Below are 17,566 nucleotides of genomic sequence, written 5' to 3' on the forward strand. Positions count from 1 at the left end.
CCACGGCAACCGTCCGGCGCACGTGCACTTCTTCGTCTCGGCGGATAACAGCCGCAAGCTCACCACGCAATTCAATATTGAAGGCGACCCGCTCATTTGGGACGACTTCGCCTACGCGACCCGTGAAGAACTGATTCCGCACGTGACGGAAAAGTCCGGTGGCACGGCGCTCGGCCTGAAAGCCGACACGTACAAGGACATCGAGTTCAACGTGACGCTCACCCCGCTGGTCCAGGGTAAGGACAACCAGCTCGTTCACCGCCTGCGCGCCGAAGCCACGGCGTAACCGTCCTGCGAGGCGGCGGTGTGAAGACACAGCCGCCGCCAGTTTTACCGCGACCATCATTCGACACCGATGCAGGAACTCCGTACCGCGTGTGGAGTATGCATAGGAGAGCTAATATGTCAGCCATCATCGACAAAGCCAGTGACCTGGATCACCTGCTGTCCACCGCCGTGCAGGACGACAAGCAAAACGGTGTATTCCGCTGCCGCCGGGACATCTTCACCAATGCCGACCTGTTCGAACTGGAGATGAAATACATCTTCGAGAAGAACTGGGTGTACCTCGCGCACGAAAGCCAGATTCCTGAAAACAACGACTACTACACCACGTGGCTGGGCCGCCAGCCGGTCGTCATCACGCGCGACAAGACCGGCGCGCTGAACGCCGTAATCAACGCCTGTGCACACAAGGGCGCCATGCTGTGCCGGCGCAAGCACGGCAACAAGGGCAGCTTCACGTGCCCGTTCCACGGCTGGACGTTCTCCAACACCGGCAAGCTCCTGAAGGTCAAGGACGAAAGAACGACCGAGTACCCCGTGCAATTCAACAAAGAGGGGTCTCACGACCTGAAGAAGGTCGCGCGCTTCGAGAGCTATCGCGGCTTTCTGTTCGGCAGCCTGAATGCCGACGTGCAGCCGCTCGAAGACTACCTCGGCGAAGCGAAGATCATCATCGACCAGATCGTCGACCAGTCGCCGAACGGCCTCGAAGTGCTGCGCGGCAACTCCTCGTACATGTACGACGGCAACTGGAAGATGCAGATGGAGAACGGCTGTGACGGCTACCACGTCAGCACCGTGCACTGGAACTACGCCGCGACCATGGGCCGGCGCAAGGAAGACGGTACCCAGGCGGTGGACGCCAATAGCTGGAGCAAGTCGGTGGCGGGCGTATATGGCTTTCACCACGGCCACATCCTGCTGTGGACCAATACGATGAACCCGGAAGTGCGGCCGGTGTACAAGCATCGCGACGAAATCAAGGCGCGCGTGGGCGAAGTGCAAGCGGATTTCATCGTCAATCAGACGAGAAATTTGTGTGTCTACCCGAACGTGTTCCTGATGGACCAGTTCAGCACGCAGATTCGCGTGGTGCGCCCGATCAGCGTGGACAAGACCGAGGTGAACATTTTCTGCTTCGCGCCGAAGGGTGAGAGCGCGGAAGATCGTGCAACGCGCATTCGCCAGTACGAGGACTTCTTCAACGTCACGGGCATGGGCACCGCCGACGACCTCGAAGAGTTCCGCGCATGCCAGACCGGTTATGCGGGCACCACGGCCATGTGGAACGATCTCTCGCGCGGCGCGCCGCTGTGGGTCGAAGGGGCGGACGAAAACGCGAAGAAGATGGGCCTCAAGCCGATCATTTCCGGCGAGCGCAGCGAAGACGAAGGTCTGTTCGTGGTCCAGCACGAGTACTGGGTGCACGCCATGCGCGACGCCCTCGAGCAGGAGATGCATCACGAACAGGCAGGAGCGCAGGCATGAGCAACGACTACCAGAAAATCTGCGCCGCACTGTACCGCGAAGCGCGCCTGCTCGACGATCGCCAGTGGGAAGAATGGCTCGCCTGCTACGCCGAAGACGTCACGTACTGGATGCCCGCGTGGGACGACGATGACCAGCTCACCAACGACCACCAGTCGCAGATCTCGCTGATGTACTACCCGGATCGCGGCGGCCTCGAAGACCGTGTGTTTCGCATCAAGACCGAGCGCAGCGGCGCTTCGATGCCGGAGCCGCGCACGAGCCACAACGTGACGAACGTGGAAGTGCTGGCGGATCGCGGCGACGAAGTGGAGGTGCGCTACAACTTCCACACGCTCAGTCATCGCTACAAAACCACGGACAGCTTCTTCGGCACGATGTTCGTCACCTTGCGCAAGCGCGGCGACGACTTCCTGATTGCCAGCAAAAAGATCGTGCTGAAGAACGATTACATCCGGCAAGTACTCGACGTTTATCACGTTTGAAGTCTCGTTTAAGTCTTATTTGACATCGAGACCCGGTTTCAACATGGGTATGAAGGAGACACCATGTCCAGCTACAAGATTGCACTGAATTTCGAAGACGGCGTGACCCGTTTCATCGAATGCAAGGCAGGCGAGAAGGTCCTTGACGCTGCGTTTCGCGCGCGCATCAACCTGCCGATGGATTGCTCAGACGGCGTGTGCGGCACCTGCAAGTGCCGCGCGGAAAGCGGCAGCTACGACCTGGGCGAAGACTATATCGAAGACGCGCTGACCGAAGACGAAAAGGACAGCGGTCTCGTGCTCACCTGCCAGATGGTGCCGCAGAGCGACTGCGTGATCGCGATTCCCGCGTCTTCAACGGTGTGCAAGACCGGGCAGAGCACGTTCGCAGCCACGGTGACGAAGGTCGAGCAGCACAACGACGCGGCGATCGTGCTCGAACTGGACGTCGACGCAACGGGCCCCGTGTTCCTGCCGGGCCAGTACGTCAACATCGACGTGCCGGGCAGTGGTCAACATCGTTCGTATTCCTTCTCTTCTGCGCCGGGCGAATCGAAAATCAGCTTCCTGATCAAGAAGATTCCGGGCGGCGTGATGAGCACCTGGCTCGAAGCCGCGCAACCGGGTACGAAGCTCGATTTGACGGGGCCGCTCGGCAGCTTCTATTTGCGCGACGTGGCGCGTCCGCTGCTGTTCCTCGCAGGCGGCACGGGTCTCGCGCCGTTCCTCTCGATGCTGGAAGTGCTCGCGCGCACCAACGCGCAGCAGAAGGTGCACCTCATTTACGGCGTGACGCGCGACCTCGACCTGGTGCTGGTCGAAGCCATCGAGGCCTACGCGGCGAAACTGCCGAACTTCAGCTTCGCGACTGTCATTGCCGACGCGGATTCGAATCATCCTCGCAAGGGCTGGGTCACGCAGCACATTCCCGCCGACGCCTTGAACGATGGCGACGTAGACGTGTATCTGTGCGGGCCGCCGCCGATGGTGGACGCCGTACGCAAGTATTTCGATGACGAAGGCGTGAAGCCTAACAGCTTCCACTACGAGAAGTTCACCCCGAACGTCGTTCCGAAGGCGGCATGATCATGCAACGATTCGCAGGCAAGGTCGTCGTCGTCACCGGGGCGGCGCAGGGAATTGGCCGCGGCGTCGCGCTGCGCGCGGCGGCCGAAGGCGGCAAGGTCGTGTTCGTCGATCGCGCCGATTTCGTGGGCGAAATCGCGGCAGAGGCGACGGGCGCTGAAACGGCGGGCTTTGTCGCCGACCTCGAAACGTATGAAGGCGCGAAAGCGGCCATGGACTTCGCCGCGAAACACTTTGGCGGCATCGACATTCTCATCAACGGTGTGGGCGGGGCCATCCGCATGCGCCCGTTCGCGCAATTCGAGCCCGCGCAGATCGATGCAGAAATTCGCCGCTCGCTTATGCCCACGCTGTACACGTGTCACGCCGTGTTGCCGCATTTGCTCGCGCGCGGGCGCGGCACCATCGTCAATGTTTCCTCGAACGCCACGCGCGGCATTCGCCGCGTGCCGTATTCGGCGGCGAAGGGCGGCGTGAATGCGATCACGCAATCGCTGGCGATGGAGTATGCGGAGCACCATATCCGCGTGGTCGCCACGGCGCCAGGCGGCACCGAAGCGCCGCCGCGCCGCATTCCGCGCAACGCCGCCGGCGACAGCGAACAGGAAAAGGCCTGGATGGGCGAGGCGGTGCGGCAGGTCACTGAGTCGACATTCTTCAAGCGCTACGGCACCCTCGACGAACAGATCGCGCCGATTCTGTTTCTCGCTTCGGACGAGGCGAGCTATATCACCGGCTCGGTGTTGCCGGTCGCCGGCGGCGATACGGGCTGAGCGAGGCGCGCACAGGCGGGGTGCGCGGCCGGGGTGATATGCTCGAAGGCCCCTGATTGTTGTGCCGCCATTGCCATGAATATCGATCCCGCCATCGTCAAAGCCTTCGCGCCCACGGGTACGTTGCGCGCCTCCATCAACCTCGGCAATCCGATTCTCGCGAATCGCGATGCGGCCTCGGGCGAACCGTTCGGCGTTTCCGTCGATCTCGCACGCGCGTTCGCGCAGCACCTGGGCGTGCCGCTCGAACTCGTCGTGTTCGACGCGGCGGGCAAGTCCGTCGAAGCCGTGAGCGACGAGCGCGCGGATTTCGGCTTCTTCGCCGTCGATCCCAAGCGAGGCGAGACGATCGCGTTCACCGCGCCTTATGTGTTGATCGAAGGCTTTTATCTGGTGCGCAACGATTCGCCCGTGCGCACCAATGCCGAAGTCGATCAGCCGCATAACCGCGTGGCGGTGGGCAAGGGCAGTGCGTACGATCTTTTTCTCACGCGCGAATTGAAGCAGGCGGAGATCGTGCGCGCGCCGACTTCGCCAACCGTCGTGCAGACCTTCCTCGATCAAGGGCTTGAAGTCGCCGCGGGCGTGAAGCAGCAACTCGAAGCCGATGCCGCGAAAGTCGGCGGTTTGCGCCTGCTCGACGAACGCTTCATGGTGATTCGCCAGGCGATGGGCGTCGCAAAGAGCCGCGGTCCGCAGGCGGCCGAAGTGCTCGGCGCGTTTGTCGAAACCATGAAAGCGTCGGGATTTGTGGCAGAGGCATTGAAGCGTCATGCAATAGCGGGCGCGTCGGTTGCACCGGCTGCCTGAATGAATGGCGTCAAGTCAAAATGAGCGCGCATTAATACAAGAATCAACGCGCTCTGAGGGCCGATTTCGGCGACAGTTCTCAATGCGGTTAATCGGTCTTTCTCGCCGGTTTTAATGCGTCATATCGAAAGCATTATGTAATTTGTCCGGCAATATTCACGCCCCGCACATTCCTCGACGCGCGTCGAGCCTTGCCCGGCGCGGTTGTGCCATCGACGCCACGCCGCTCGAATTTCGACACCATTTTTATTTTCTACGCCCTATGATGCGGGTGTTCGATTCGCGCCGTACTCGCCGCTCGATTCCCATTTCGTCATTGCATTATCAACATCGATGAATTGCTCAATTCGCAATAATCATCGACGGGTAGATTTTTTCTTTTGAATCTGCACCGAAATGGAATGCGCGCGTATGAGATTGCACGCCGATGGTGCCGGCTGCCTGAATTCGATGCATTAACCCACCGCCCAATCCGGAGCTTGAAAACATGAAAAAATCGCTACTCGCCGCGGCCCTGCTGAGCGCCTTTGCCATTTCGGCACACGCGCAAAGCAGCGTGACCCTCTACGGCCTGATCGATACCGGTCTCGTCTACACGAACAACCAGTTCGGCCACAGCAACTGGCAGCTCAACAGCAGCTCCACGCAGAACACGGTATTCGGCCTCAAGGGTTCGGAAGATCTGGGCGGCGGTCTGCATGCGATCTTCAAGCTCGAACAAGGCTTCCTGCTCAACAACGGCGCGCAGGCGTTCTCGGGTCTGGGCTTCGGTTCGCAAGCCTGGGTCGGCATGCAAAGCGATCCGTACGGCACGCTCACGTTCGGCCGCCAGTTCGACGTGATGAACGACCTCGTGGGCCCGCTCACGGCGGAATTCAACACGTGGGGCGGCAGCCTCGCGGCTCACCCGTTCGAGAACGACAACCTCGCGGCGAACTCGGTGGTCATCAACAATTCGGTCAAGTACGCGAGCCCGACCTGGTACGGTGTGACGTTCGAGACGATGTACTCGTTCAGCAACAAGGCCGGCGACTTCGCGAACAACCGCTCGTACGGCTTCGCCGTGTCGTATAGCCAGGGCCCGCTGAACCTCGCGGCCGGTTACCTGCAGTTCAACAACGCGGGCACCGGCAGCGGCGCGGTCACCACGAGCGACACGAGCGCGAACTTCCTGGCTGAACGTCAGCGTGTCTGGTCGCTCGGCGGCAACTACACCTATGGCCCGGCCACGGTGGGTCTCGTCTGGAGCCACTCGCAGATCGACAACGCCGCAGGCGTCTACTCGTTCGGCACGGGCACCTACCTCGGCTCGAACGACGACTCCGCAGGTTCGCTCGCCGGTTCGCTGCGCCTCGACAACTTCGAAGCGAACGTGAAATACGCGCTCACGCCGGCATGGAGCGTGTCGGGTGCGTACACGTACACGCACGGCGCGTACAACGGCTCGAGCCCGGGCTGGAACACGGCAATGCTGCAAACGGACTACGCTATCAGCAAGCGCACCGACTTCTACCTGGAAGGCGTGTACCAGAACGTGCATGGCGCACCGGAAGGCTCGGTGCTCTCGCATGCCATGATCAACACACTCTCGCCTTCGTCGACCGATACGCAGGTCGCCGTCACGGTGGGCATGCGCCACGCGTTCTAAGTCGGTTCAGCGAGGCTGACCTCGGCGGGCATCTGTCCCCGCCGAACGTTTTCCCCCGCGCGGCGGTTCTCCTCTCAAGAGGGAGCCGCCGCGTTGTCACATCTGCGCCCGCTCAATCGTGCTTACCGGTTCTAGATAGTTGAAATTTTCAACTATTTGACTATACTGGCGTCCAGTTGGCGCACTGGAGGGGAGCACGCATTTGTATTCAGATTTCCTCACATTCAGGCTCGATCAAACGAGTGCCCTGCTGATGGATCGCGCCAACGCGGTCTACCGTGAGCGCTGGGATCTCGACGTGCGTGCCATGCGCGTGCTGCGCATCATCCGGGCCGAACCGGGCATCACGCCCAAGGCCGTTTCTCAGCTCGCGCTCATCGAAAAAACGCTGCTTTCCAAAACGCTCGGCGAACTCGAGTCGCGCGGTCTGATAGGTCGTGGCGCGCACGCGACGGACCGGCGCAGCGTTACACTGCGCGTCACGCCAGAGGGCGCGAAGGTGGCGAGCGCCTCTGAAAAAGCAGGCTCGAAGCTCGAGTCCGAACTCGCTGCCGTGCTCACCGACCACGAGCGCAAGACGCTCGACCAGTTGCTCGCCAAGCTTGCGCAGAGCCTGATCGAGCGCGGTTGAGACCGCGCCTTGCCTGACTGACAAAGTGATTGAATCAAGCATGAAGGAGTCGTCCATGCCGAAGCTGGTCGAAACCGTGGCGCCCGCCATCGGCGCGCTGCTACCCGAACTCGAAGCGCTCTACAAGGATCTGCACCAGCATCCTGAACTCTCGATGCAGGAGTTCCGCACGGCGGCGCTCGTGGCGGAGCGCATGCAAAAGCTCGGTTACGAAGTCTCGCGCGAAGTCGGCGTGACGGGCGTGGTGGGCGTGTTGCGCAACGGCGAGGGGCCGGTCGTGATGCTGCGCGCCGACATGGACGCGCTGCCCATGGCCGAAGCCACCGGCCTGCCGTATGCGAGCACCGTGACCGCCAAAGACGAAGAGGGCGTGCAGGTGGGCGTGGCGCACTCGTGCGGGCACGATCTGCACGTGACCTGGCTGCTAGGCGTGGCGCAGTTGATGGCGGCGCATCGCGACGCATGGAGCGGCACGCTGCTTGCCGTGTTCCAGCCCGGCGAAGAAGTGGGGCGCGGCGCGCGCAGCATGATGGACGACGGCATGATCGAGCGCTTTCCGAAGCCCGACGTGATTCTCGGCCAGCACGTGATGGTGGGCCCGGCTGGCACCGTGGGCTATCGCAGCGGCACGATCCTCTCGGCGGGCGACAGTCTCAAGGTGAAGCTGTTCGGCCGCGGCTCGCACGGCTCGCAGCCGCAAACGTCGATCGACCCGGTGATCATGGCGGCTTCCACCACGCTGCGCCTGCAGACGATTGTCTCGCGCGAAATCTCGCCGAGCGAGCGCGCGGTGCTCACAGTGGGCTCCCTCCAGGCAGGCACGAAGGAAAACATCATCCCGGACGACGCCACGCTCAAACTCAACATGCGCACCTTCGACGAAGACGTGCGCGAGTACATGCTGGGCGCGATCCGCCGTATCTGCTGCGCCGAATGCGCGGCCTCGAATGCGCCGCGCGATCCGGAGTTCACGACGCTGTCGAGCTACCCGCTCACGGTAAACGACGTCGCCACCACGGCGCGCCTGCGCAAGGCGTTCGAAGCGTGGTTCGGCGAGCGCGCTTACGAAACGCCGCCGGCCGCCGCCAGCGAGGACTTCAGCGTGTTCGGCCGCGAATGGGGCGTGCCGTACGCGTTCTGGTTCGTGGGCGGCACCGATCCCGAGGTCTATGCGCAAGCCAGGGCCGCGAAGAAGCTCAACGAGATTCCGAGCAACCACTCGCCGAAGTTCGCGCCGGTGCTCGACCCCACCTTGCGCGCCGGCCTCGAGGCGATGCTGTGCGCGGCCGGCGCGTGGCTCGGCCGCGAAAGCGAGGCGGCGTGAGCGTGGCAATCGGCGCGGAAGTGGGCGCGCATCTCAACGCTCACACGGCCTATACGGCACTCGACCTGATCGGCACGTTCGCCTTCGCGATCTCCGGCGCGGTGGCCGCGCGGCAGCGGCGGCTCGACCTGTTCGGCATCGTCGTCGTGAGCTTCATGGTGGCGTGCGGCGGCGGCATCATCCGCGATCTGTGTATCGGTGCGGTGCCGCCGGCAGGGCTCGCAAATTGGGCCTATCTCGCGGTGACGTTGCTGGCTACGGGGCTCACCATTGCCGCGTATCCGCAGGTGCGGCGGCTGCGTCACCCCGTGCTGCTGTTCGATGCGATTGGGCTAGGCCTCTTTGCGGTGGCGGGCGCGCAGAAGGCGCTTGCGTATAGCCAGAGCGCTGAGCCGGCCATCATCCTTGGCATCGTGAGCGCGGTGGGCGGCGGCGTGATGCGCGACATGCTGCTCTCGCGCGTGCCGGCCATTCTCGATCGCGAGATCTATGCGTCGGCGGCGCTGCTTGGCGCCGCCGTGCAGGTGGGGCTCACGTATGCGGGCTGGTCGACGTTCTGGACGCCCTGGGTGGCCGTGATTTCCTGCGTGGCGTTGCGGCTGGCTTCGCTCTATTTCGGCTGGCGTTTGCCGGTTTTCCATACTGTGCGGCCGGCTCAACCGCAGCCGACACAGGGCGGCGACGCCGCGAAGGCAGACTCGCGGCACGACGCGCGCTAACTTCAGCCGTCTTGTGCGGGCGTGCCGAATGCAATTTCACCGGTGCGCACCGCGCTGATCTTCGGGCCGAAGCTGCGGATATTCGACAGCGTCGCGTTGTGGTGCGCGCGGATCGACGCCGCATTCGCGTGGGCCTTGTCGTGGGTGGTGTGGGCGTCGGCGGCGAGCGTGACCGCGAGGCCGTTTGCGGCGGCGCGCCGCACCGTCGTGTCGACGCAGAATTCGCTCGCATAGCCGCAGATCACGACGTGATTCACCGCATGCGCGGCGAGCAGGGCGCCCAGGCCGGTGCCGAGAAACGAATCGGGCGTGCGCTTGCCGATGAGGTGGTCGGCCGGGTCCGTCACAAGCGTGGCCGACAGCGCCCACGCGTCGGACCCGCGAACGAGCGCCGTGTCGTCCTCATGCTGGATCAGCACGACCGGCGCACCCGCATGCCTTGCGCGCTGCAGCAGCACATTGATGTTGGCGCTGACCATGGCGATGTCGCCGGGCAGCGGTTCGGTGTCGACAAGCGTCTTCTGAAAATCGATGACGAGCAGCGCAGTGGTCATGGGGAAACGTCCATGAAAAGCGCTGATTCTATCGCGTGTCCGGCCCCCCTTCGCGAGCCCTCGCAATGGCAGGCGCGCCGATACGTCGCCCTGAAATCCAACGGTAATCGTACTGAACAGCCCACGCATGCGTCGCGCATGGTGCCGCGCGGCACGCAATATGCTTTGCGCCCCCGCGCCGTCGCGGGCGTGCAACTGTGCGTCATTCGTCGTCCAGCCAAAATACGGGATTTCTCACCACGCGCTATGCTTTTTAGTGCGCGATGTGTCCGGCATGCAACCGGGCGCGCCGGCTTGTCTGCACGTTAAACCACGTTATCCGCCCCGGCACGGACCGGACCAAGAAAGAGGACTCCACAAGGGAGCCAACGTGAAAACGACTCTGGGCGCAGTGGTGCTGCTCGCCGCCAGTTCGGCCGCGTGCGCACAATCGAGTGTCACGATGTACGGCCGCGTGGATGGCGGTATCGAGTACCTCAATCACATCGCGAACGGCAACGGCGGCAGTTCGAGCCGCTGGAGCGCCGAAGGCGGAGACTGGGGCACCAGCATGTTCGGCCTCAAGGGCACCGAGGACCTGGGCGGCGGCAGCGCCGCGATCTTCAACCTCGAAACCGCCGTGCAGATCATGAACGGCACCACGGGCGGCGGCCGGCTCTGGTCGCGCCGCGCGTACGTGGGGTTGAAGAACGATACGTGGGGTCAACTGCAAGCCGGCCGTAATCTCTTCATCGATAGCGACGGCGTGTGGGCATTCGATCCGTTCGTGCAGCAGGCGGTGTCGTCGGCCTCGCTCGTGCGCGGCCGCAACTGGCAGCAGACGAGCAACAACATCGAATATCACAGCCCGGTGTGGAACGGCCTCGACGTGCAGGGGCAGTATTCATTCGGCAATCAGCCGGGCAACTTCAATGCCGGCGCCGAAGGCGAGTTTGGCCGCTCGGACGGCATCATGCTTTCGTACCACTCGACGCTTTTCGACCTGCGCGGCATCTACGACGAACTGCGCGATTCGAGCGGGCGCTTTTCAAACATCTTCACGGCCTCGAAAGAATACTTCGTGGGCGGCAACCTGCGCGTGCAGAAGTTCAAGATCCAGGCCGCGTACACGCATTATTCCGCGCCCGATACGCCGCCCGGCATTTCCGATACCGCCGACCACTACTGGCTGGGCGCGACCTACCAGGCCACACCGAAGTGGGCCGTGACGGCCGCGGGTTTCTATATTCACGTAGGCGAGGGCGGCGGCGACGCCTCGCACGACCCTGCGAGCCACGCCATGCTCTACGCGCTCGGCACCACGTACAACCTGAGTGCGCGCACGTTCCTGTACGGCACGCTCGCGTATGTGAGCAACAGCAAGAACGGCACGTTCTCCGTGTTCGCCACGCCGCGCGACTCGAGCACGCCGACCAGCCCCTTGGCGGGCCAATCGCAAACGGGCGCCTACGTCGGGATGATGCACGTGTTCTGACGCCACGTTGTTCCGCCATCGCAGACGACATTCTTCGAGGAAGGTTGAGATCATGGCCAGACTATCGAAACCGCTGGGCTTCATCGGAGTCATCTCCGTGCTGTTCACCTTGCTCACGGCGGTCTATCTGCTGGCTGGCGGCGCGTGGCTCATTTCGCTCGGCGGCTCGCCGTATTACGTCGTGACGGGCGTGCTGCTGCTCGTGTTCGCGTGGCTGTTGTGGCGTGCGAGTCCCTCTGCGTTCGTGCTCTACGCGATCGTGCTGATCGGCACGGCGATCTGGGGGCTCTGGGAGTCGGGGCCGGACTTCTGGGCGCTCGTGCCGCGCTCGGGCGTGCTGGTGGTGTTCGGCATCTGGCTGCTCGTGCTCATGAGCTGGCACCTGGAGCGTCCGCGCCAGTTCGGCGTGCTTTCACTCGTGGTCGGGCTGCTCGTGTGGGGCGGCGTGCTCGTGTACGCGCACTTCAACGACCCGCAGCAGATCAACGGCTCGCTCGCGGCGGTGAGGACCACGCCCGCGCCCAACGTCGATGGCATCGAGCCATCCGAATGGCCCGCTTACGGACGCGACCAGCAAGGCACGCGCTATTCGCCGCTGCAGCAGATCACGCCCGACAATGTGCACAATCTGCAGGTGGCCTGGACCTTCCGCACCGGCGACACGAAGGGGCCCAACGATCCGGTCGAGATCACCAACGAAGTCACGCCGATCAAGATCGGCGACCTGCTTTACCTGTGCTCGCCGCACCAGATCCTGTTCGCGCTCGACGCGCAAACCGGCGAACTCAAATGGAAGTTCGATCCGAAGCTGCAGGCCGATCCCTCGTTCCAGCACGTGACCTGCCGGGGCGTGTCGTTCGTGGATCTTTCGGCGAGCGCGAATGCGAGTGCGGGTGATGCCGCAGCGGCGTCGACGCCCGCGGCCGCATCGGACCCCGAGGCGGCTTCGGCAACCGAGGCGGCCGCGCCCGCGAGCGACGCCGCCTCAGCGACAGAAGCCGCCGCGCCGGCGAGCGAAACCACGGCCGTCGCAATGCCTGCCGCCGTGAACGGCGCCTGCACGAAGCGCATTCTGCTGCCCGTGAACGACGGCCACCTCTACGCACTCGACGCGCTCACAGGCGAGCGCTGCGCGGGCTTCGCCAAAAACGGCGATCTCGACCTGCAGCACGCCATGCCGGTAACGACGCCGGGCATGTACGAGCCCACCTCGCCGCCCATCGTCACGAGCAAGGTGATCGTCGTGGCGGGCGCCGTGGAAGACAACTTCTCGACGCGCGAACCTTCGGGCGTGATTCGCGGCTTCGACGTGCGCACGGGCGAGCTGCTGTGGGCGTTCGATCCGGGCGCGGCGGACCCGAACAAGATTCCGGGCCCAGGGGAGCACTACTCGTGGAATTCGCCGAACTCGTGGGCGCCGGCGGCTTACGATGCGAAGCTCGACATCGTTTATCTGCCGATGGGCGTGAAGACGCCGGACATCTGGGGCGGCGACCGCACGCCCGACATGGAACGCTACGCAACGGGCCTGCTCGCGCTGCACGCGTCGACCGGCAAGCTCGCCTGGTTCTACCAGACCGTGCACCACGACCTGTGGGACATGGATCAGCCCTCGCAGCCCACGCTCGCCGACATCACCGACAAGGACGGCAAGACCGTGCCGGTGGTGTATGCGCCCGCGAAGACGGGCAACCTGTTCGTACTCGACCGCCGCACGGGCGAACTCGTCGTGCCCGCGCCCGAAATGCCGGTGCCGCAGGGCGCGGCGCCGGGCGACCACGTTTCGCCCACGCAGCCGTTCTCGCAACTCACGTTCCGGCCGTCGAAGGACCTCACCGACGCCGACATGTGGGGCGCCACGATGTACGACCAGCTCATCTGCCGCGTGATGTTCCACCAGCTGCGCTATGAAGGCACATTCACGCCGCCTTCGCTGCAAGGCTCGCTCGTCTTCCCGGGCAACCTCGGCATGTTCGAGTGGGGCGGCCTTGCCATCGACACCGACCGGCAGATCGCCGTGGCGAATCCCATCGCGCTGCCGTTCGTCTCGCGGCTCATTCCGCGCGGGCCGGGCAACCCGATGGAGCCGCAGCCGGGCGCGAAGGGCAGCGGCACGGAGGCGGGCATCCAGCCGCAATACGGCGTGCCTTACGGCGTGACACTCAATCCGTTCATGTCGCCGCTCGGGCTGCCGTGCAAGCAGCCGGCGTGGGGTTACATCTCCGCTGTCGACCTCAAGACCAATCAGATCATCTGGAAAAAGCGCATCGGCACGACGCGTGACAGCTCGCCGATTCCGGTGGCCTTCCGCACGGGCATGCCGATGCTCGGCGGCCCGATGGTGACGGCGGGCGGCGTGATCTTCATCGGCGCGACGGCGGACAACTACATCCGCGCCTTCGACGTGAACAATGGCGCCCGGCTCTGGCAAGCGCGGCTGCCCGCGGGTGGTCAAGCCACGCCGATGACCTATGCGGTGGGCGACCGTCAGTTCGTCGTGATCGCGGCGGGCGGGCACGGCTCGTTCGGCACGAAGCTCGGCGACTACGTGATTGCCTACGCGCTGCCGAAGCAGTGAAGCGCGCGGGAGCCGCCCGGCAGCACAGGGCGGCCGCGGCTAGCGGGTTTTTCAGGCGGAGGCAGGGGCTCGCACAGCACCTGCCGCTTCTCATGCAGCATGCGACGCACCGCTCGTGCGCCTCACCCGTTTTTCCTCCATGAATCGAACATTGCGCGCCGCGCGCGCCTGGGCGGTGGTGTGTGCGGCAACCTTCGCCACGTTGCATACGACAGGCGCACGCGCGCAAAGCTCGGTCACGCTGTACGGGACGCTCGACACGAGCATCGAGGTGACGAACCCGGGCGCGGGCTGGGTCGCGCGCATGGACTCGGGCGCGTATCGCGGGTCTCGTTTCGGGCTGCGCGGCGTGGAGGATATCGGCGACGGCATCAAGATCCTGTTCGAGCTGGAAAACGGCTTCGGGTCCAACGACGGCACCTTTGCTGTGGCCAACACGATCTTCAATCGCCAGGCGTGGATTGGCCTCGGCACACAGTGGGGCACGGTGCGAGCGGGGCGGCAATACTCGCCAATCTATATTCCGTTCAAGGGGCAACTCGACGCGTTCGGCGCGGGCACCATCGCTTCGGGCCTGAACAATCTATCGAAGATCACGCCATACGAATCGAACGCGATCACGTATCTGTCGCCCGATATCTACGGTTTCTCGACCACGCTGATGGCCTCGCTGCGCGACCCCGCTACGGGCAGCAACGGACTTGCCGGCAACATCGAAACCGTCGAATGGCGGCACGGACCGTTTCGCGTTTCGTACGCGCATCAACAGCAAAACGGCGCAGGGGCACTACGCGCGAATCTCGGAGGCATGTCATATGTATTAGGGCCTGTGACAGGCTTTTTCGCGTATTTCAACGGCGACGGCGGCACGCCGCGCAACCACAACAACGGCTTTTCAGTCTCCGCGCGCTACGCGATCACCTCGCAATTTCGCGCGTCGCTCGGCTATGCGTGGGTGCACGACCTCTCGGGCGCCGACAACGACGCCGACCAGTTCAGCGCCGCGTGCGAGTACGACCTCTCGAAGCGCGTGCTGCTCTACGCGAGCGCAGGGTGGCTGCGCAATCGTAACGATGCGACCTTCACGCTGCGCGGCGTGAACGTGACCGGGCTGCCGCCTTCCTGGCCAGGCGCGCCAGTGCGCGGTGTCCAGTTTGGCATGATCGACCGCTTTTAGAAGGTGTTCTCTGGTAGATCGATCCGCTGGCGGTGTGGTGCATGGCCAACAATTCGGCCGGCGTATGGCTTGTGCCTGGCATCTCTCGTTGTTATCATGCGCCTTCCATTCCTGCATACCGGACTCCAGCCAAAGTGGACAACTAAGCTTCCCCCAAAAAATGTTTTCGCGTCAGCGTCGAACACGTTGCGCGAGAGGTTTCATACATTCGGGAGAAGCTTATGGCTCGAGTCACGCCAGCTGCGGCGCTTGCCGCACTCCATCACGTCTCATTGCGTTTCGATAGCGGCATTGCGCTATTCGATTCGCTAGAACTCGTTGTCGATCGCGTGCCCACTGGTATTGTCGGCCGAAACGGCATTGGCAAAAGCATGCTCGCGCAACTGATCGCGGGAAAAATCGAGCCGACGTCCGGCACGATCGATCGGCACGTGCGTGTCGCTTACGCGGCGCAGCAACACCTTGACGTGTCACACGATACGCGGACCGTTGCGCAAGTCATGGGGATCTAAGCGCCGCTCGCGGCGCTGGCGCGGCTGGGAAAGGGTACGGCCGACGCCGTCGATTTCGACGTGATCGGCGAGCGCTGGGATCTCGCTGCGCGCCTGCGTGCTGCGCTCGACGCGGCGGGTCTCGATCATCTGGAGTCCGACACATCAGCGCACGCACTCAGCGGCGGTGAACTCGCACGCGTGACCATGATAGGCGCGCTGCTGGGTGACGCCGGTCTGCTCGTGCTCGACGAGCCGACCAATCACCTCGACGCGGCTGGCCGCGCATGGCTGCGCAGCGCGCTTTGCGCATGGCGAGGCGGCCTCGTCGTGGTGAGCCATGATCGTGCATTGCTTGGAGACATGCAGCGCATTGTCGAAGTCACGCCCACGGGGCTTCGAACTTATGGCGGCAACTATGCCAGCTACCGCACCCAGCGCGATGCGGAGCACGAAGCGGCGAAGAGCGCGCTCAGCCATGCGCGTACCGAACGCGAGCGCGCCACGCGCAAGCTCCAGCGCGAACACGACACGATCCAGCGGCATGCCGCTGGCACCTTGCGTTACGCGAAGACGGCCAATTTATCGTCGATGGCGAAGGAGGGGATCAAGGGCGGTGGGCGCAATGTGATGGGGCAGGTCAGGGCCGAGCAGCGCGAGCACAAGGAGGCGCTCGACGAGCGCGTTACCGAGGCGGCCGCACGTGTCGAACCCGAGGCGCCCGTGCTCGTGGCGATGCCAGGCGCAGAAGTCAGCGCGCGCCGCCAGGTCTTCACGCTTGAAGAGGCCCGGCTGCCGTGGCTTGCCCACGACGATCCCGCCGCCACGCTCACCTGGTCGTGCAGCGGCCCTGTGCGCGTGGCGCTGACGGGCCCGAACGGATGCGGAAAGTCGACGCTGCTGCGCCTCCTTGCGGGGCAACTCGCACCTTATACGGGGCGCAGCGTGACGCATGTTCGCTGTGCCTACCTCGACCAGAAGCTCATACAGCTCGATCCCGACTGCTCGATCGTCGAGCAGCTTGGGTTGCTCGAAACACCGCTCGCAGAAGGGGCGTTGCGTAGCCGGCTCGCGCTGCTGCAGCTCGACGCCAGGCGCGTGACGCAACCGGCGCGCTACCTGAGCGGCGGGGAGCGGTTGAAGGCCGCGCTCGCCTGTGCGCTCTGGCGCGGCACGCCGGCACAGTTACTGTTGCTCGACGAACCGACCAACCATCTCGACCTCGAATCCGTGCGTGCGATCGAGGGGGCGCTAGCGGACTTCCCGGGCGCGCTGATCGTGGCTTCACATGACGCGGATTTCATCGCCGCGCTGGCGCCGACGCATACCATGCAATGGAGCCGCGAGGGATGGCGCTACGATCCTGTGATCTGATCCGACGATGCGACCGAACCTGTCGTCGTGCGGAATTCGGCGGGCTGGCTGTGACCGTGACAACGGACAGCGAGACAAATGACTGCAGCGAAGCACTGGCGCACAGCGATTGCATGGCGGATGTCGCGTTACCTAGTCGAAGGCGGTACAGAGGCGTTCGATCGGTACTGCAATCAATATGCAGATCGAAAAGGCGAGACCGAAGGTGAAGGCCACGGAAGCCGTCGCGCCACACCACGCGATGAATCGCCGTGCATCGCGCTTTTCCTTCGCGACGTAGGCAGTCTTGCGCCAGGCGCGGCCTGCGGCGTAGGTAATGACGAGCGCAAGCACGAGCGCGCAGACCGAGGCGATGCCGAGGATCCATTGCGTGCCGTGCCAGCCCGGCATCGGGTCCTGCGTGACGGCGTCGGCGCAGGCCGTGGAAACGAGCGTAACGCCAAGTGCCAGATGCAGCAGCCAGATGAGCGGCACTGCGCACAGACCGAGCCAGCCGGCGACGCGCTGCGCGAGCGTGGGTTCTGGATTCGAACTGGCGCGGGTTGGTTGCCCGGATGACGGGGCGGACGTCATGGGTTCCTCCTGCAGGACGCCATGGGATTGGCGGCGCAGGAGGTGTGCCTGAGGTGGCTATCTAATTGGACATAATATAATTTATCGCACTTTTTG

General features: G+C 63.9%; 15 protein-coding genes and 2 pseudogenes. 14 read left to right on the top strand and 3 right to left on the bottom strand.

The genetic code is table 11. The annotated features are described in order from the left end of the window. The 6 genes and pseudogenes from U5A65_RS40175 to U5A65_RS40200 form a co-directional block, all read left to right on the top strand. Window positions 1-286, top strand: a pseudogene (locus U5A65_RS40175) (catechol 1,2-dioxygenase); the annotation flags it as partial. A 116-nt stretch (window positions 287-402) separates the two neighbouring features. Beyond that, window positions 403-1,773 (top strand): Rieske 2Fe-2S domain-containing protein, encoded by a 1,371-nt coding sequence (locus U5A65_RS40180; protein WP_321949628.1) that lies wholly within the window; start codon window positions 403-405, stop codon window positions 1,771-1,773. Next, window positions 1,770-2,258 (top strand): benzoate 1,2-dioxygenase small subunit, encoded by a 489-nt coding sequence (gene benB, locus U5A65_RS40185; protein WP_321949630.1) that lies wholly within the window; start codon window positions 1,770-1,772, stop codon window positions 2,256-2,258. Before U5A65_RS40180 ends, benB begins: the two co-directional genes overlap by 4 nt. A gap of 63 nt (window positions 2,259-2,321) precedes the next feature. Then, entirely contained in the window at window positions 2,322-3,344 is a 1,023-nt protein-coding gene (gene benC, locus U5A65_RS40190; RefSeq protein WP_321916245.1) for a benzoate 1,2-dioxygenase electron transfer component BenC, read from the top strand. Then, entirely contained in the window at window positions 3,341-4,117 is a 777-nt protein-coding gene (gene benD, locus U5A65_RS40195; protein ID WP_321940265.1) for a benzoate diol dehydrogenase BenD, read from the top strand. The genes benC and benD overlap by 4 nt, the downstream gene beginning before the upstream one ends. Before the next feature lie 75 nt (window positions 4,118-4,192). Then, the gene (locus tag U5A65_RS40200) at window positions 4,193-4,927 is read left to right on the top strand and encodes an ABC transporter substrate-binding protein (protein ID WP_321949632.1); all 735 of its coding nucleotides are present in this window, start codon (window positions 4,193-4,195) and stop codon (window positions 4,925-4,927) included. Between the two features lie 342 nt (window positions 4,928-5,269). Here U5A65_RS40200 and U5A65_RS40205 read toward each other — a convergent pair whose 3' ends face one another. Beyond that, window positions 5,270-5,416 carry a hypothetical protein gene (locus tag U5A65_RS40205; protein ID WP_321916248.1) on the bottom strand — a complete coding sequence of 49 codons (147 nt, stop codon included), beginning with the start codon at window positions 5,414-5,416 and terminating at the stop codon, window positions 5,270-5,272. On the opposite strand from U5A65_RS40205, the gene U5A65_RS40210 reads away from it, so the two are divergent. The 4 genes from U5A65_RS40210 to U5A65_RS40225 all read left to right on the top strand — a co-directional run bounded on the left by U5A65_RS40210 (window position 5,415) and on the right by U5A65_RS40225 (window position 9,249). Next, the gene (locus U5A65_RS40210) at window positions 5,415-6,575 is read left to right on the top strand and encodes a porin (protein ID WP_321916249.1); all 1,161 of its coding nucleotides are present in this window, start codon (window positions 5,415-5,417) and stop codon (window positions 6,573-6,575) included. The genes U5A65_RS40205 and U5A65_RS40210 overlap by 2 nt on opposite strands. 253 nt (window positions 6,576-6,828) lie before the next feature. Beyond that, window positions 6,829-7,206, top strand: coding sequence for a MarR family winged helix-turn-helix transcriptional regulator (locus tag U5A65_RS40215; RefSeq protein WP_321940267.1), 378 nt, complete (start codon window positions 6,829-6,831; stop codon window positions 7,204-7,206). Window positions 7,207-7,261: 55 nt separating this feature from the next. Beyond that, a complete protein-coding gene (locus tag U5A65_RS40220; RefSeq protein WP_321940268.1) occupies window positions 7,262-8,530 on the top strand; it encodes a M20 family metallopeptidase in 1,269 nt (422 codons plus the stop codon). After that, a complete protein-coding gene (locus U5A65_RS40225) occupies window positions 8,527-9,249 on the top strand; it encodes a trimeric intracellular cation channel family protein (protein ID WP_321916252.1) in 723 nt (240 codons plus the stop codon). The genes U5A65_RS40220 and U5A65_RS40225 overlap by 4 nt, the downstream gene beginning before the upstream one ends. A gap of 2 nt (window positions 9,250-9,251) precedes the next feature. On the opposite strand, the gene U5A65_RS40230 is transcribed toward U5A65_RS40225, so the two are convergent. Next, window positions 9,252-9,803 (bottom strand): isochorismatase family protein, encoded by a 552-nt coding sequence (locus U5A65_RS40230; protein WP_321916253.1) that lies wholly within the window; start codon window positions 9,801-9,803, stop codon window positions 9,252-9,254. Window positions 9,804-10,173: 370 nt separating this feature from the next. On the opposite strand from U5A65_RS40230, the gene U5A65_RS40235 reads away from it, so the two are divergent. The 4 genes and pseudogenes from U5A65_RS40235 to U5A65_RS40250 all read left to right on the top strand — a co-directional run bounded on the left by U5A65_RS40235 (window position 10,174) and on the right by U5A65_RS40250 (window position 16,897). Next, on the top strand, window positions 10,174-11,277 hold the full coding sequence (locus U5A65_RS40235; RefSeq protein WP_321949634.1) for a porin: 1,104 nt from the start codon (window positions 10,174-10,176) through the stop codon (window positions 11,275-11,277). 52 nt (window positions 11,278-11,329) lie between these two features. Continuing rightward, the gene (locus U5A65_RS40240; protein ID WP_321949636.1) at window positions 11,330-13,855 is read left to right on the top strand and encodes a glucose/quinate/shikimate family membrane-bound PQQ-dependent dehydrogenase; all 2,526 of its coding nucleotides are present in this window, start codon (window positions 11,330-11,332) and stop codon (window positions 13,853-13,855) included. A 139-nt stretch (window positions 13,856-13,994) separates the two neighbouring features. After that, complete coding sequence (locus U5A65_RS40245) at window positions 13,995-15,032, top strand: porin (protein ID WP_321949638.1); 1,038 nt, start codon at window positions 13,995-13,997, stop codon at window positions 15,030-15,032. 221 nt (window positions 15,033-15,253) lie between these two features. Further along, a pseudogene (locus U5A65_RS40250) lies at window positions 15,254-16,897 on the top strand (ATP-binding cassette domain-containing protein). A gap of 132 nt (window positions 16,898-17,029) precedes the next feature. Here U5A65_RS40250 and U5A65_RS40255 read toward each other — a convergent pair. Beyond that, window positions 17,030-17,470, bottom strand: coding sequence for a hypothetical protein (locus tag U5A65_RS40255; protein ID WP_321916258.1), 441 nt, complete (start codon window positions 17,468-17,470; stop codon window positions 17,030-17,032). Window positions 17,471-17,566: the final 96 nt, after the last annotated feature.

Origin of the sequence: Paraburkholderia sp. J10-1 (assembly GCF_905220165.1) — a bacterium.
In the GTDB taxonomy this organism is placed as follows: domain Bacteria; phylum Pseudomonadota; class Gammaproteobacteria; order Burkholderiales; family Burkholderiaceae; genus Paraburkholderia.